7 protein-coding genes are annotated in these 16,647 nt (G+C 64.3%); 5 read left to right on the top strand and 2 right to left on the bottom strand.

The features are described from left to right. Positions 1–32: 32 nt before the first annotated feature. Together ACQP1G_RS29965 and ACQP1G_RS29960 are read right to left on the bottom strand one after the other, a co-directional pair. On the bottom strand, positions 33–1,019 hold the full coding sequence (locus tag ACQP1G_RS29965; RefSeq protein WP_433192932.1) for an AraC family transcriptional regulator: 987 nt from the start codon (positions 1,017–1,019) through the stop codon (positions 33–35). A gap of 531 nt (positions 1,020–1,550) precedes the next feature. Beyond that, a complete protein-coding gene (locus ACQP1G_RS29960; RefSeq protein ID WP_433192931.1) occupies positions 1,551–1,991 on the bottom strand; it encodes a hypothetical protein in 441 nt (146 codons plus the stop codon). 913 nt (positions 1,992–2,904) lie between these two features. On the opposite strand from ACQP1G_RS29960, the gene ACQP1G_RS29955 reads away from it, so the two are divergent. From ACQP1G_RS29955 to ACQP1G_RS29935, 5 genes are all read left to right on the top strand, one after another. Continuing rightward, the gene (locus tag ACQP1G_RS29955; protein ID WP_433192929.1) at positions 2,905–4,509 is read left to right on the top strand and encodes a hypothetical protein; all 1,605 of its coding nucleotides are present in this window, start codon (positions 2,905–2,907) and stop codon (positions 4,507–4,509) included. A 509-nt stretch (positions 4,510–5,018) separates the two neighbouring features. After that, positions 5,019–12,395 (top strand): hypothetical protein, encoded by a 7,377-nt coding sequence (locus tag ACQP1G_RS29950; protein ID WP_433192928.1) that lies wholly within the window; start codon positions 5,019–5,021, stop codon positions 12,393–12,395. Next, positions 12,392–13,783 carry a hypothetical protein gene (locus ACQP1G_RS29945; protein WP_433192926.1) on the top strand — a complete coding sequence of 464 codons (1,392 nt, stop codon included), beginning with the start codon at positions 12,392–12,394 and terminating at the stop codon, positions 13,781–13,783. The genes ACQP1G_RS29950 and ACQP1G_RS29945 overlap by 4 nt, the downstream gene beginning before the upstream one ends. A 23-nt stretch (positions 13,784–13,806) precedes the next feature. Continuing rightward, positions 13,807–14,226, top strand: a complete 420-nt coding sequence (locus ACQP1G_RS29940) for a YbaB/EbfC family nucleoid-associated protein (RefSeq protein WP_433192924.1) — start codon at positions 13,807–13,809, stop codon at positions 14,224–14,226. A 1,638-nt stretch (positions 14,227–15,864) separates the two neighbouring features. After that, positions 15,865–16,479, top strand: coding sequence for a cutinase family protein (locus ACQP1G_RS29935; protein WP_433192922.1), 615 nt, complete (start codon positions 15,865–15,867; stop codon positions 16,477–16,479). Positions 16,480–16,647: the final 168 nt, after the last annotated feature.

Raw genomic sequence — 16,647 nt, 5'->3', positions numbered from 1 at the left:
AGCGACGGGGGCAGGCAGACCGACTGCGACGACTACCCCGTCGCGTCGAGCGCAACCTCATCTGCGGCACCTGACCGCAGCCGTGGCGGGTCGTTGGACGACCCGGCAAGACGCCGCTGCCGGAACTCGCGCGGTGCCTCGCCGTAGCGGGCCTTGAATGCCGAAGAGAACCAGTTCGGCGTGAAACCGGTGCGTTCGGCGATTTCGGTGATCCTCATGCCCTGGGCCCCTTCACTTTCCAGCAAGTCCCGGGCCACGCGCAGTGCTTCGTCTCGGCGCACATCGCGATAGGTGGTGCCCGCTTGGTGCAGAGCGACCCGTAGTTGCCGAGGTGACCAGCCGAGTGCGTGTGCGACCGCGGGTAGCCGCACATCCGCGACCCCAACGGAGTCGCGCACGTACCGTCGCACGGCCTCCACCGTCTCGTCGAGGTGCCCGCGCTGCGGGCTCGTGTCGCCCAGTGCGAGCATGCACAGCAGCTCGCTGATTCGATCACACACCGCATTGAACTCACGGTCGCTGAAGTCCGCCTGCTCGGCATGCACGTTGTGGATCAAGGTCCGGGTGACCCGGCCCAGACCGGAATCCATATCCAATGGGGTGCACCGCGAGCCGTCCACCGAGATTGCGTGGTCGATCTCGGTGCGCGGTAGCTGCAGGGCCAGCGCGCGGGGACCGGGCCGCATCCAGCACACCTGGTCGAGACCAAACAGCATGGCGTGACCCCGGGGTGCTGTGATCACGCCCTCTTCTCGGCCCACGACGAAGGAGGTGTGCTGGGGGAGCACCAGCCAGTAGAATCCGTCAGCAGCTTCACGCCGGACATGACCTGGGGTGCGATAGCCAACCCGCCCGTCAGGTTCGTCCCAGCGCAGCAGGCTGTACACCGTACTCTGCTGCACGGTCAGGGTGGAGGTCCACTCGCCGAGGTGCTGTATCCGATGCCCCATCGGCACAAAGCCGTTGGTGAGTTCGGCCCATTCCTGGGCATCGTTGACGACCAACCGGTCGTATCTCATGTGACACCCTCCTCCTGGATCAAACGGTGATGACTGCCCCGCTGAACAGCAGTTCGTTCGGCGCGTGACCGGGGCGAGCGAGTTGGCCATCGCCAACACCGCAGCACGGTGAGGAGTCCTGGCGGCATGCGCAAGACTGTCCGACGAACCCTGAACTCCGCTGTTGCCGACCGGTGGAATGTCGCCGACTCCAGCAACTCCCGGACGTCGTCGTAAACACCACACCCGACGGAGGTCACTGCCGTGCAGACGCATCTGGTCGGCCCACCTATACGGAAACCCGACGTCAACTCGATTGCCTCCAGGCTCTGGCCTGACAACATGTTATCCCCGCCTCGGCATGTTATCCCCGCATCGGCTACCCCGTCGTGCCGTGCGGTTGAGACTTACGGTTTGCGCGCCTGAATGTACGGTTACGGGTATCGTCGCGGCCCTGCTGTTCGAATCCGCAACGCGCGGTACCGGTTCCACGGCCACCGAGCCCGCCGACGCCGTCGCAGACTGACCGCACACCCGCCGACACGTCAACCGTCAGTTGCGCCCGCATGGCATCCGCACCCGTGGCGTGAGGCGCCGGTCCGGCCGACGCAACGACGACCAGGCCGGGGAACTGTCGAGCTGGATATCGGTGATCTGCCTGGGCCACTGCCCATCGAACAACTCGACGCGCTGGACGTTGTTCCAGCCGAACGGCATCAGATGGACCAACTCGCCGCGTTCCTCCAGCCGTTCGGTCAGCTCCGCCAACACGTCCAGCGCGTCGGCGAGTCCGGCCAGCACGTCGAATTCCGGTGCCGACCCAAGCTGTTCGGTGACCTCGGCCCAGTGTGCGAACCCATCGATCACGATGTAGACCGAACCGGTTTGCGCCACAATGCTTTTGACGATTTCCACCGCTGCGGCAGTGATTACCCGATCGCCGCGCTGCACCCCGACCCCCAGCAGCAGGCAGTCGAAGAACGGTTTGGTCACTCCGATCTCGGACGGCGCGAGGTCGACCGCGCACGGGCTCGCCCGAGTGACCCGGTATTCGAATGTACGGCAGCGACTACTGGAAATTTTCAACGTAAACCTCGGCCGCGCAGTTGTTCCGGCGGCTGATCAGCGCCAAGTGGATGGTGGCCCAGCAGGTGGTGATGCCGGTCTGGGCAGCGAGCTCGGGGCCGCCGGATCCGAGCACAGATGCGAATCGGACTCCCCAGAGGTGGGCAGCTGAATTAATGACTCCGTCATAGAGTATCTCCCAGACAGGCTTCCGACGACGCTCAGCAGTCTGTACCGATCGCCAGGGGGAGCGGTAGACGCCGGGGGTTCTCGTGCCCGCAACCGCAAGATTCGGGTGCCCAAACCGTAAGTCGTTGTGGCACAGCACGACAGCAACGGTCGAGGGATAGATCCAGCACCAGGGGAAACCCCGATCGCCCTCGAAACACTCGACGGCTTCGTCGTAGGGCTTCCCCACCGAGGCCATGCGCGTCCGTAGCGCGCGGGCCGAATGCATCGAGGTCCGCCTGTCGCCGATGCAGGAGTACTCGCTGCTGGGCGTGGAGTTCGAGGTAGGCCGGGGTCAGAAGGGTCCGCCGGCCCAGGACGTCCGCGCTATCTGATTCAACGTGACTTGCAGAGGCTCCGCACCGTCGAGATGCGGGGCCCTTCTCGTTCGTGTGGCGGCGGCCTCGATACGAAACCTACGCTTCCGTGTCGGCGACTATCGGAATCGGGCAGGAGATGACGCTGCGGTTGTGCCGCCCGAGGTACGCATCGGACACTGGCTCGGTTCTTGCCGCGAATGCCTTGGGAGACAGATAGCCGAAAATTAGCACTGCACCGTTCTGTCCACAAGAATTCTGACACTCTCGGCCGATGATGAGGGGGATTGCCTGCTATGGGGCAGTCGTTGCACGTCGATCTGGACCGGATGCGGGCACTGGCTCCGGACCTGCTGTCCATCGCCGACGCCGCGCGGGATCGGCTGAAACAGCTGAAGTCCACGCTGGCCGACAAAGGCGAGTGCTGGGGCAATGACGAGCCCGGGCGGATCTTCGGTGACAGTTACGAGCCGGAAGCAACCGAGGGAGTCGCCGGATTCGAGCGCCTGGTCGACCGGATGCACAGGTTGGGGCAAAATGTCGGCGGCACAGCCGACGTATTCGATGTCCAGGATCAGGATCTCGGCCGTTCGCTCCCCGATGCGGACCTGACGCGGTTCGATAGCCCGGGGCAGGTCGTTTTCGGTGGCGATCAGCCGGTCGGCCAACCTGTGAAACAACCGGAATCACAACAACCCGAGCCGATTCCGTCCGCACTGGCCCGAGGAGCCGTGCCACAGGACATCGGCCCCACGCCACCCGATCCGACCGGGACTCCCAATTTCCCTTATCAAGCGCAATATCCGGCCGACCAGCCGAGTGGGTATCTCCATGCGCCCGATCAACCGGAATACGCCGATCTGGATCGGCTGGACAGCCCCGGGCTGCGCGATCCGCAACGACCACAGGAGGTGCCCGACTCCGTCCTGCCGCCGATCGCCGGAAATTCGTCCCCACCCGCGGCTGCTGCCACGCCCTGGTCCGGCGAACCCGACCGTCCGCGGACCGCGGCGAACAAGACCGCGGACACACCGTGGTCGAAGCCCGGTACGCCGTGGGCTCGAAATCCGCTCAATACTCCGCCGCCGAAGAACGGGCCGAGCGCCCTCCCGCCCGGACAGGTATTTCCGCCCCGGCGCCCGCAGCCGGTCGCACCGAAGGCGACACAGCCCCGCCGCACCACCAAGCCGCGAGGTTCCAAGCGCGATCGCGCGCTGGCGAAACGGTCACGCGCACAGAGTGTTCCGGCGGCCGCAGCAAAAGCGCGGGAACTTGCTGCCCGGCACGGTCTGTGGGTAGCCGGGTTCGATACTCCGGGCGTTACCGAATCCCTGGTCGATGAGATCGCGGCTGCCGTCGGCGACATGTTCGGCAAGTATCCGTTCCTCACTCTCGACGGGATCGAGATCGTGGACCTGGCTGGTGTGGTGTCACAGGTGCGACACGATCCGGCGACCGTGATCGCGCTCGACCGCACCGCCGTCATCGAGCCTGCCACGCTCAGCGAAATTGTCTGCGCGGCAACACACTCCGGACATATGGTGGCCGAATCCGAAACGCGGCCACTGTATTCGGTCATGATCGGTTGCTTCGGCCGGGTAATGGCGGCGCAGGCGGGCCCTCGGGCTTGGCAGCAGGTGCAGCGGACGTTGATCACCGAATACCACCGAATCAATGGGCCGTGGGGGTACGACGACAGCCTCGCCGGTGTGCTCGAGGGCTACCGGGGATGGCGTGCCGAATTGACCGGGAGCTTCCCGCGCGGCCGTTTCGAACCTCGTGCGGCGCTGGCCTCCGCATTCGCCGAGGTCGAGTTACGCGCACAACAGGCCGGCGGCCCCGCGAAAGCACTTCATCGGCTGGTCGTCGCGATCGCGTGTGAGCGATCGAAGGCCCGCTGATGGTGCAGATTCCGGACGAATTTCCGAGCTGGCTCGTCGACATCGTGCTCGGACACTGTCCGAAGGCCGACCCCGGCTCGATGCGGCAGTGCGCCGATGAGGGGTGGTCGGCCTCGGCGAAGGAGCTGGCCGCACTGGCAGTTCGGCTCGAGCAGGTGCTGACCGATGACCTGGCGACGTTCGAGGGTGTTGCCGCCGACGCTATGCGAACCAGCTACCGGGAGCTGATCGCAGACGCGCGCAAGATGAGCGAGTTCGGCCGCAGTATCGCCGAACAGCTGCATGAGGCCGCTACATCCTTCGAACTCCAGCAATATGTGGTGGTCGGAATCGCCGCAATTCTGCTGGCTCAGCTGGTGGCGTCCGCGGTGGCGGCCACCACCGGTGTCGGCCTGGTGCAGGGGATGGTGTACCGGCTGGAAGCCGAGGCGGCGATGCAGGTCGCATGGCGTGAGCTCCTGTTACGGCTGCTGCAGCTGGTGGCACGATTCGCCGCCGAACATCCGCGATTGGCGATGAACTCCGGCGCTGTGCTCTTCGGGATGGTCGCGGGCGGCGGAGTGCAGTGGGGGGCCCAGGAGATACAGATCGCGCAGGGACACCGCGATTCGGTGGATTTCGGTGTGGTCGGGGTGGCGACCGCGGTCGGCGCGGTCAGTGGGCTGGTGGGGGCCGAGGTCGGCCGCCTCGTCGCGCCCGCGGTAACCGCGATGGCCGCACCGGTGGCATCGACAGTCGCTACCCATGTGATGGCGACGGTGGCCGCGGGCACGCTGGGCGGCGTCGCGGGCGCTGGCGCGGGCGCTGTCACGGCGTGGTCGCTGACCGGCGAGCCGATGCATCTGGCCGACATGTTGTTGACGGGATTCGGGGCCGGCTTCGTGGGAGCGGCGGGTTCGGCGCTACGAGCCGGCCGTAGCGCTGCCCAGGTAGGTGTATCTCCCGGTGGCCCGGTCCACCGGGTCGCACCACAGATCGAACCCGGCCACGCCCAGAACTTCCCGCATGTCGGTAATGATCTGCCGACGGCTCGCAAACCGATGCCGGCAGCCGGTGACGGGCATGCGGCTCAGCCCGAGATCGGTCCGGAACTGCTGAAGATGGGAGCCGAACTCGACCGCAAACTCGCGGGCACACTGCGTGCCGAGGATTTCGAAGCGGGCCCGGCACGCGATGCCGTCAAGGAGTTTCTCGACAGTCAGCGTGTTCGGGCTGAACGGGGTGACAGCGACGGCACCGGTCGGCACCCGAATGCCGGCGACGAGCGACCGGGGTTGTCACACAAACCGCAATCCGGTGGTACTCCCCCTACTCAGGGGGGTAACCCCGACAGGCCGCTAGTGGAAGCCGGGCAATCGGCGTCGAGCAGGACGGCGGTGGCGCCCAGACCGCACGAAGATGCGAATGTTTCCGCTGGAGCGACACACATGTCGAGGCCCGGCGAGCTCGTACACGAAGGGGCGGCCGTCACGCACGGACCTGCCGGGCAACGAGGTGGCGCGACGCCGGAGCTTGCCCCCGGCGATCTCGACGGGGCCGGAGCCGCGAGCGGCGGCGGAGTCCCCGGCCACGAGACCGGAACCGGTCATCAACCACCGCATTCGACGGAAATGGTTGATGTACACGGTGATTCGACGCATCACGGTGGCGGCTCGGGCACCGGAGCCGGGAGTGGAGCAGGCGAACCGCAGTCGGCTTCCTCCGCAGGTGATGGTGGTGCGCAGTATGTGGCGGCGCCCCAGATGGGCGCGGGTCTGCGAAATTGCGTGCAGGAGGTGGTGTCCTACATCCAGTCCATGGTGGGCGACGGGCACATCGACGCGTCACTGCTCAGCGGCCGGCAGATCGGATTGCAAGGGGTGGGACACGAGCTGCTGGCGCGGATGTTGCGTGCCGATTGGCGGCCCGGCGGTTTCGGCACGCTGGATGCGGTTATCGAGCATGTGCAGCACAACGGGGGTTTCGTCGCCACCGGTGTGCAGTTGAAGAATGGGCTGGGTGCGCACGCGTTCGTGGTGAGCAAAAACAGTCTCGGCCATGTCGAGGTGCGCGAGCGGGTCGGCAACCAGGTGCGCGAGATCGCCGGGGATGTCGTCACCGAGTGGAAGGTCGACGCACAGGGGCGCAGGGTCGGTCCCGTTCGGGTACGGCTCGAGGACAACGCCCTGCACAACTGGAAGCAGGACCTACTACCGCATATCGAGAAACGCCCCAACGGTACCGACGAGAAGGTCTTCGGCGCGGTCTTCACAGATGAGGGTGCGGAATTGCCGTTGGCGCCGGGACAAATGCCGAAGGGGCAGGCCGGCCACGACGCCCCGGAAGATCCGATGGGGTTTTCGCCCGTCGGCGGCGACACCCTCGAAAAGGGATCGCCCCGTCAGGGGATTCGTATCGACGAACCGGTAAGCGAGACCGCATTCAAAGCAGCGTTCGAACGTGACTTGGCGCAGCTGCTGGGAAACCCGTCCACCGACCACCCGAATCCTGCGAGACCATCCTCGGATTCATTGCCTTCGACGACGGGCGCAATCCCGAATGAGCGCTCGCTGCGGGGTGGGGCCGTCTCGACCGCCCCCGCGGCGGAACCGGTCAGCCCGACCGGACAAGGGGATACCCCGATAACTGCTCCCGACGCAGCGTTTCCGGGCGGGAATGACGTTGCCTCGCAAGGCGGTCCGGAGGACACGGTCGCCGGGCCAGACGTGGAAACGAATGGTTTTGCTGCACAGGCAAACCCGGTCGGCTCGGTTCTCGAAGGGACGCCGGGCGCTGACCACGTTGCGGCGCAGGGCAGCACACTGAAGCCGGACTATCTCACGCCCGATACGAATGGCGCAGGTGCACAGGCCGTTTCGTCGAGGCCGGTTGGTGAAGCGGCATCCGAGCCGGACGCCAACGGATCGAACGCGCATGCGCGTTCACCGAAGTCCGCGACCGACAATGCTGCGCAAGGGCACTCACTCCATACCGCGCCGCTGGGCGCGTCGCACGGAATTGCTGCGCAGACGGCCGACATTTCCCCCGACGTCACGACGAAACCGCTCGGCGCACAGCGAACGCAGCGCGACGATGCGGACCCCGATGTGCCGCCGGCGGAGTTCGAGCTGCCACCGGGCGAGATCATCTCCACATCACGGCCGGGCATGGTGCCCTACGATCCGCACGAGAAGCCGGTCGTCGAGTTTCCGAATAAACAGCCCGACGAGCACCGGGACTGGTGGGCACAGCGGGACTACACCGCCTACCCCGGCCAGCAGCTGCCGGAGCCGCAGAGGCCGCGCGAAACCGTACTGCCACGTACCTCCGACACGCTCCCCCGGCTGCCCGCCACACCACCGCGCTTCACCCTCGACCCGATTGAACGCGACGAGCAGGATCCGAACAAGACGAGCCGCCCGACACCCCCTCCCGAGGCCGCGCCCACACCGCCGTTGACGGCCGAACCGCCGCTGCAGCTGCCCATTTCATCGGACGAGCAACCCCAATCGCCGTTGCCCGAGCAGTTCTCCGGTCCACTGGACCGCGCCGCGCCCGGCGCACCCATCGCACCCTCTCCGCCCGGCCTGAACCCCGACGACCTCGGTCGGGATAACAGCCTCGACTACATCCCGGGAATCGGCGTCCCGTCCTCCCATCGTGCGACCCCGCCCGAACGCAAGACGATGCTGAAGCGCCCCGCCCTACGGGCTCAGGCAGCTTTCGGCAACGATTTCACCCCGCCCGGCAAGCGTAGGAACAAGCCACTCCCGCCCGATCCACAGGCGGCGAATCCGATTGTGCCGGAAAAGACCGTTCAGCAGGCAAAAGAGTACCCGGCTGCGGCGGCGCCCGGTTCGCCGGATCCGGGTGTTCCCGGTGCCCCTGGCCACGGAGCGTTGTCGCCGGAACAGTCGCCACAGGGGCCCGGCGCCGCACCGCAGCCCGATCCATACGAGTGGGAGCCGCGCCGAGACTGGGATGCGACAGAGCACGTCACCGTGTTGGGTGTTGTCCACGCGTTCGAGCAGTTGAATCCCGCTACAAGGGTGTCGTTCCGGCCGGGGGTCGACCTGAGGAGGGCCCAGGCGGCCCTGCAGACGATTCACGATCGGCTCACGGATTATCCGATGGTTGTCATTCGCGAATTGGCAATTACCGGTTTTGAGGACGGCCGGATTTACGACGGGTTTCCGCATGTTTCCGACGGGCAGGTTGTTACCGGCCGACTACAGTTGGATGTCGATTGTGCTGTCCGCGAAAAAGGAAAAGAAGACCGCAGCCTCACCATTGAAGAAGTGTGCCAATATGCTACCGAAATATTCGCAGACGCGCTGATATTCGCCACGTGCTGGCGAGCGGAAGCGCAGGCGGAAACCGCATTGCGAAAGACCCACGAGAGGCGTGCTGCTACCGAGAGCCCGGTCGACTTCGACAAATGGCTCCAGACCCAGTTCACCAAGGCATGCTTCTTCAACAAGAAACCTCTGCGTGACCTGGATATTCGACAAGCGTTTCGGCAATCATTCGCAGCCAAAGAATACTGGTTCAACCCGAGCCCCGGCGAGTATGCGTTATATTCGCTGCTGACTACGCTGGCTCGACAACTGCATGGCATGACGCTGCCACCCGAGCGAGTGCTGACGGCCGCGGAACTGGCGTCGATGGAGGAGGGAGCAGAGATCGCGCGCGGTCTGGAACACGACTTAGGCGTGAAGGCTGTCGGGCTCGCAGGCCCGGATCTCGACCTCGACGCCCTCCGGCAGTTCGCCCAGGCAATGCGGGAGCTTCTCACCAAGAACCCCGGCCTACTTGCTCCAGACCCTGAGCACCATCGCCCTGTAATCGGAGTCGATATGCCTTCGAGGTACACGAGCATGATTTGGACCAGGTCGCAGGAAATCGATGGTCGGCGCCAGGTAACCGGTTTTTGGCTCAGTGAGCGCTATGCGATGAGCCTGTCCTTGTTTCAGCAGGCTGTGCAGAGGTCGGTGGATTCTCAATGGCTTTCGGCGGACAGTAAACAGGCGTTCAAAAGTCTCGCATTCCACGAAGAAGGCCACTTGTTTCATAACCTGAGCGGGTTGAAATATATCCCGGAAGCGGACTATCAAAACATCATGAGCGCACTTGTCGCTCTTTTTGTTCGGACGTCGCTGTCTACCACGATGGATACATTCCCGGCTTGGCTCCGGCGAGAACTCAGCGGATATAGCTTTCAAAGGCGCGAGACCAAGCATAAGGCCTCCGAAACTCCGAAAGAGCAAGAAGGCGCCGACGCGGTCGCGCTACGCGAGTTGTACGCGGAAGCGAACATGGCAGTGAATATGCACGGTTCACGGGCAACGGACGCCCAAAAGCTGGTGCACTCGCATCTGATGGCTGCTTACGAGCGGCAGAAGCAGTCGGAACATGACGCTGGTGGTGTTCGATCGGAAGGGGGCGAGGATGGATTGACGGCTGCCCCCCACAAGCCATCTGAGCGGTCCGTGACGCCATGGAGCGGTGCTGGCTCGGTGACCGCCGAGAATCGACCGGCCGATCGTCATTCTGCGACGGACGGTGACGTGCGCGCCACGCAACAGGCCGGGCGCGATGCCGGTGGCACGGCGTTGGCACCGACCGATGGCCAATCGAAGCCAGGGCGGGCGGGCGACACTCCGGTTGCTTCGCCCGCTGCCCCACGCGGCCGGGGAGCGATGCCATTCGACCCGGTGCAGATGGCCGGTGACAACGGCAGGGACGTGGAGATCGATCACGCAGTCGCCCGCCGGCGCAATGGACGCAACGACGGAGCGTGGGCGGTATTCAATCGCTTCGCAGGTGAGAACGCAGGGCAGCACGACGGGAGGAAGAGGCCGGACAAGGGCGCGGCCGCCGAGGCCGCACCGACACCGTGGAGCCGTCGATCCGCCGACACCGCCGCCGTTCCCGCGCGGCCGCAAACGGTGCAGGTTCTGTCCCAGACTCCCGACGATCTCGAGATGCAGATCAGGTGGCAGCGGGCGCTGCGCGACGACGCCGCCACCGAACGCGGCCTCGACCCGGCCATGCTGACCCCGAACTCGCTGGCGCTGGAATGGCTGCGCATTCGCGCAGAGGCGGCACGTGACGAACTGGCCGAATCGCTCGGGGTGGACAGGGGGGAACTGCATCCGCGTCTGGTGCGTCATGCCCTCGATGAGCTACAGGCTGGGCTGAACTACTTGCACGACGAGGGCTGGCTTCGAGTGAGCCGGGAACGTCCCGCCACCGAGGTCATGGCATGGATCGGGCGCTTCGTGCGGCAGATAGCCGCAGAGCAGGAAGCAACTACCCGGCAACAGAAAAACCATCTGAAACTGATCCGCGACGAGTTGCATTCGAATCTGCACGAAATATTGGGAACAAGATGGGAGCTGGGACGGGCCTCCATATTTGCCATCGACTGGAAATTTGATGTCGGTAAGGTGAATGACAAACGCGAGCTGCTGCTCGGGCAATCGTGGAGACCGTTCGAGAACAACCCGATGGGAAATCTGAGGCGCTACGGTCATGTCGCCGGTATTCCTGAGATCTTACACCTGGCCGATGCGGTCGAGTGCTTTGAAGCGGCCACCCTCGTGCAGCACGCGGATGAATTCAATCGTTTATCGGCGATGGCCGAGGCGGGCACGGGAATGTCACGCACCGTAGCTCGGTTCGATTCTTCCACTCGACAGGAATTCGTCGCGCCGGTGCCGATGCGCGACGAATTCCTCCGCAACTTCCCGAGAATCCCGGTGGAACAGGCTTTCTCCAGCATAGCGGATATCGGCCGGTCTTTTTCGTTGGATCCCTACGGATTGCGATTGACGGCCCAGGCCTATGATGTCGCGTCCGAATTCATTGCTCCGTTTCATAAGTGGGTCGGCGAGAGCATGCTGCGCCGACTGCGTCCACGCGCGGCTGAGAATCCGCTGTGGCGGTGCATGTTCGCCGCCCGAGACGGGCATATAATAGCGGCTGCCATACGAAATATAGATCCCGTTTTTTTCGCAAAGTTCTGCCGTGAGGTCGGCTATTCGTCCAAGGTGATCGAGATGGTGGCACGCGATTTCGAACGTCTCACCGGAAAGAAGCTGCCGTTGCCCAAGACTTTCCGATCCGGTTTGAGCGAAGAGGCGGAGGCGCTGGTCCCCGGCACGTATCGAAATTTCGTAAAACATATGAGGTCGGAGGGGATTGATCTCGAACTTCCCGGCAGTGCATACACCATCGTGGACGACGCGCTCCGCGGCAGGATGGAAGAAGTGGTGAAACACGTATTCACCGAACCCGAAATAACGGGGGAATACACAATTCTCACCATTCATCCCGACGACCCGCATCCGAACAGCAAGAGGGGTCATCTCTTCCATCTACCGGCAAGTCATTGGCAGGGGGGTTCCGGGTTGACTCGCTACGTGCCCGCGGAAGAGAGGCTGACATTTCTCGCCAACCCGGCGGTCTGGATATTCGAGGAACTCGGCCAAGGACCGGCGCACACGGTCGAAAACATCACCGAGAACGGACCGGACCAGCGCCGGGCGCCCAAGACGCGGTTTTCGCGTGACAGATTCCCACCCGACCTCGATGAGATGGCTCGCGAGCCGCGGGTTGTCCAAGCGATGAAAACCGCAGTCTTGCTGGCTACGGCGCACTATGCGCGGGATGGCGGCCAGGGGGATGTGCGACCGTTCCTCCGGCAGTCACGATCGTGGGTCCTGCAGGACGGCAACACGGATCCGCGGTTCTTCGCGCTGGCCTCGGCCTTGGTGCCCCGGTTTCAGGGCGTCCAGGAAGGCTGGCTCGTCCCCGACGCGCGCCCGACCCGGCCGAAGCTGCCGACTGGCGGCAATGCAGGCGAGACGTTTGCGCCGACACGAACAAGAAAGGCTGCACCATGACCGAGATGTCGATCGATACCACCATTGATCAGCGACTTGTCGACGAGTTGACGGCGCACGGCCCCACGGGTTGGCGTCGGCTGGACGCGGTATTCGCGATGACGGTCGTGACCGAAGCTGCCGACCTCGTGTATTCTGTTGCCTCGCAAAGAATGTCGGTGCGCGCCCCGGAGACAGTGCTCACTCTCGTGCGGCGGTCGCGGACCGGGGCGGCGGCGATGCCACAGGGCCCGTGGTGGCGAATGTTATTGATAATGAACAACTCCGGTGAGATGGATGTCACCTACGACTACGGCGCGGAGCCGTTCCCACCTGAGCAGCTGTTCGCGCCGGAGGCCTACCGGGCCGATCTGGCGGCGTTTCCGCGCGACAAGCTGCCGGTATGGCTGGGCGCCTATCTCGGACACGACGACCGTCAGCAGCGGACCGTGCAGCAAGCCGCGGCGGGTGCCCGCGCCGATTGGGACGGGCAGGTGTGGGCAACTCTCGCCGAGCATGAATTTCCCCCGCTCCCAATGCTGTTGGCGCGCTGGACGACCATCGCCGCGGCATTCGTTGCCGCCCGATCGGATTGGGGACCACGGATGCTCCCGTCGGCAGGTGTTTTCGAGGGTGACGCGCGTAGTGGTTCGACGGTGCACGTGCTGCCGGGCGACCGGGCCGTGCTGTCGGGTGGGGTGTGGAACGCACCGAGCTTGGATGCGGTGTACAACGGTGGCGAGCCCATGCCGAAACTCTTCGCGGGCGCGCCGGATTGGGTGGCGAACCCGGTGTTGAATCCGCGGGCTGCCGCGGGTCTGCTGTCGTTCTGCTATTGGTGGGAGGCCGGGCATTGGTACCGGGGTCAATCGCCGTCGGCGCGAGAGTGCGCCGAGGCTGTGCCCGGGGTGTGGAGCGCCGACTCCGTGAGCGCGATCATCGCCGGTCTCGCTGCCGCACCGGGCAGTGATATCTCTACCGCGGCAACGGCTCTGGTTTCCTCGGCGGAAGCGGGCAGGGTGACTCGCGAGGACCTGGCCGCGGTTTTCGGTGACAACGAGCGGCACGATATCGATGGCGCGCTCTACCAGTATTCGATCATGGGGCTGGCCCCGGCACCACCTCGCCGGATGCCGGAGCGGCTGGCGATCGCACGGGTCGGCGACTACATCATCGGGAACCGGTACGACACCACCGGATATCCATTATCGGAGTTGGTCGCTCACCGGATCAGTGCCGGATGGATGGTTCATGTGCCGGTGCCGGAGGGCGAGATCTCGATCGGCCGGGCGATCTTCTATATCGCCGACGATGGCGTGGTCGAGCAGTCGTCGTCCTCGGTCCCGCCGGCAAAATTTGTGGTGGGGTTCGAGGAACGCTTTTCCGAGCGCCGGCAATCGGCACTCTGAGAACCGAAGGAGAACAGCAACCGATGGAGCAATGGGAGAGCGACGGACCGTGTTCGGCCGGTGAGGGGATGCGCAATCAGATCAACCACATCCTCGACACCCTCGCCGAACAACGCGCGCACGTCACCGCGGTGCGCGAGAAGCTGGCCGCTGTGCGATCCACCACGAATTCAGCCGATGGTCTGGTCGAGGTCACAGTCGACGGTTCGGGTGTGTTGGTGGATGTAAAGTTCGCGCCGAAAGCCTTCGGTACCAGTCGCTGGGAACTCGCACGTTCGGTCACCGAGGCGGGACAGGGAGCCGCGCGACTGGCGCGCGTTCGCAATGAGGAGATCATCGCCCCGATCACGGCTGCCGCGGCAGCAATGCCCGATCTACCCGATCTGCTGCCCGGCGCGCCGAGCCTGCGTGAACTGCGTGGGCCTCGGCGGCACGCCCGCTGAATACGCTCGCTCCGCGAGTACTTCGGCGCAGAGATGAGTTGCAGCTCGCCGAACCAATGGGAACGGCCCCGGAACGCTTCCGAGGCGAACGCCCGACCCGATCGCTCAGGACCAACTCGAACTTCGTCTGATCGCCTTGATCTCGCTGCTGGCGCACTACGCTGCCGATACCGGCAGTGCCGACGAACCCCGGCTCCAAGCCCAGCTGCTGCTGACCGAAGAGCAGAGCAGGCCAGGGGTGCCGTTCGTGCCCGCGATCATCTGCCAGCCCATCGGTGGCCCTCTCGACGACTACATGACACCTCTCGGGTATAGGCATCTTCGCCATTGCGCAGCGCCTGACAGTCGACGAGATCCTGTGCCCTCGGCTCACGACCGCAAGCGCAATTCGCATCGGTCGGGTGCTGCCTGGTCCAAGAGTGCTGTCCGGGCGATCCTCGGCAATCCCCGCTACGATGCTCAACCCGATGCGACGGCGACATCGGACCCACTACGCCGATCGATCGCCGAATGCGACCGCAAACTTGCCAGACATCGCGCCGCTCTGGAAGCCGGTGCGGACCCCGCTATGGTCGCGCGTGGAGCAGCGACATACACCGCGAACGCGCGCTCCTGGCCGCTCAACTCACAGCCGCGACGAATCACGCCGTCCATTGCCCAACGAATGAGCCGCGACGAAATCCGTCAACTGGTGGATGCACTCGGTGGAATCCTGGCGATTCTGCAGGCTGCCGACCCCGGCGACAAGCTGGAGGTATACCGAGAACTGGGACTGAAACTAACCTACAACCACGACGACCACGCGGTTACGGCCGAGACGAACCCACGGCCACGTGTTGGCGTACTGTCTGTGTCCGGAGGGGGACACATGCGCTAAGGCACAGATCGACCTGCGGAAACAGTGAAGTAAACCGCCCGGTGACCGGACTCGCCGAAGTCGGGACGCCCGCCCAGAAACCGTGCACCGCAGTCCATTACGTGCCTGGCGAATGATGATCCACCCGTAACGGGGACGAGGCAGGGCGAGGCAGTTGCCGCAGCGGCCTGAGAATGGGGGATAGCGAATATTCCGGCCAGGCGGGTGTAGGGCGCTGGACGGCGATGAGCACGATGATGATCAGGCCGCGCGCCCGGAAGATCACTGGGGCGTGCTGCATGACTTCGGGGTCGGGGTGCGGGGTGGCCAGCGAGCGCGCCCAGGGGAAAGAGGTTCGGCGGAAATCCCCCGGACCACTAGCTGTCTCGGGTTCCGACTATCCCCAGTATCAGGGGCAGGCATGCCAACGTGTGAGTACAACGAACTGGGAAGCCGGCCCGGTTCGAAGGCTTGGATGATTTACCGGAAAGCTGGTCAGCGGTCGCCTTGCGAATACCTTGTCCCAAAAGCCTACCGCGACAACCGTTCCCCGCAACCATGCCCCGCAACGTTCGACCATCGAAGCTCGGGTAACGAAAAGTGTATCGCTCGGGCGGGCGGATCCCCTGTGCGGATCATGGCCTCCGACATTGCGTTCCGGCCAATATATCGATGGACTGTGTAACTATTTCGCCAGAAAGCAAGAACGCGAGCAACTTCTGGGTACCCCCTGACACAAGCCGGGCTGGACCCGGAGGCACGATAAACGAAGAAGTACGACCATGCGTAGAGCAACGGCGCTCTTCGCCGCATTACTGTTGGCAATCATCCTTTCCTTCACAAACGAGATGGGCCCGAAGGCTCACGCCGACAACTGCATTGGCGACTGGGCCATCGGTATCGGCGGTCTCGGCGACAACACCTCGTCGGTGTTCATCCCCTTTGTGGATCAACCTGTCGGCTACAATTCGCTCGACCCGATGTCGGGACTGAACGAACTCGACCGATTGTTCTGGCTGCATCGCAGCGAATGTCCGGACGACCACATCAGGCTGATCGGACACAGCGAGGGCGCGGGCATCGTCCACGCCTGGGTCACCGCCCACCAGGATGTCGGCAATGCCAACGCTATTCTCCTGTCGGATCCCAAGCGGGCCCCCGGGCCTGGTTGGGGTGGCCTGTCGTCGTCTCCCGGGAGTGGGATCGTCGGTTATCCACTGGCCGGTGTCGACGACTGGTTCGGCGACTTCCCGGTGCTGACGGTGTGCAACCACGACGACCAGATCTGCGACACCTCCGCCGGATGGTGGGGCTATCTGTTCGGGGGTGCGCATGGTCGCTACGATTTCAACGTATGGGACTACGGTGCTTGGGATTCCGGTATCTGGTATCGGTAGCCAGTGATTCGTGGGGATCAGTAGCCTTGCGGCACTGGTCCCCATTGGCTGAACCCGTGCCCCATTGATGTGCACACTGCCGCACCTTGATAGGTGATCTGGCAATTCGCTCCGGCATATGTGATCGAATACTGTGGGTCGCGGTTATTCGCGGGTGCGATGCGAGGC

The organism is Nocardia sp. CA-107356, from assembly GCF_050946365.1.
Classification (GTDB): domain Bacteria; phylum Actinomycetota; class Actinomycetes; order Mycobacteriales; family Mycobacteriaceae; genus Nocardia.
This window is presented reverse-complemented; position numbering and strand designations above follow the sequence as displayed.

Excerpts from the sequence above, each read along its gene's own strand:
- ACQP1G_RS29965 (WP_433192932.1), bottom strand. The coding sequence starts at position 1,019 with ATGAGATACGACCGGTTGGTCGTCAACGATGCCCAGGAATGGGCCGAA.
- ACQP1G_RS29940 (WP_433192924.1), top strand. The coding sequence starts at position 13,807 with ATGGAGCAATGGGAGAGCGACGGACCGTGTTCGGCCGGTGAGGGGATG.
- ACQP1G_RS29935 (WP_433192922.1), top strand. The coding sequence starts at position 15,865 with ATGCGTAGAGCAACGGCGCTCTTCGCCGCATTACTGTTGGCAATCATC.
- ACQP1G_RS29945 (WP_433192926.1), top strand. The coding sequence starts at position 12,392 with ATGACCGAGATGTCGATCGATACCACCATTGATCAGCGACTTGTCGAC.
- ACQP1G_RS29955 (WP_433192929.1), top strand. The coding sequence starts at position 2,905 with ATGGGGCAGTCGTTGCACGTCGATCTGGACCGGATGCGGGCACTGGCT.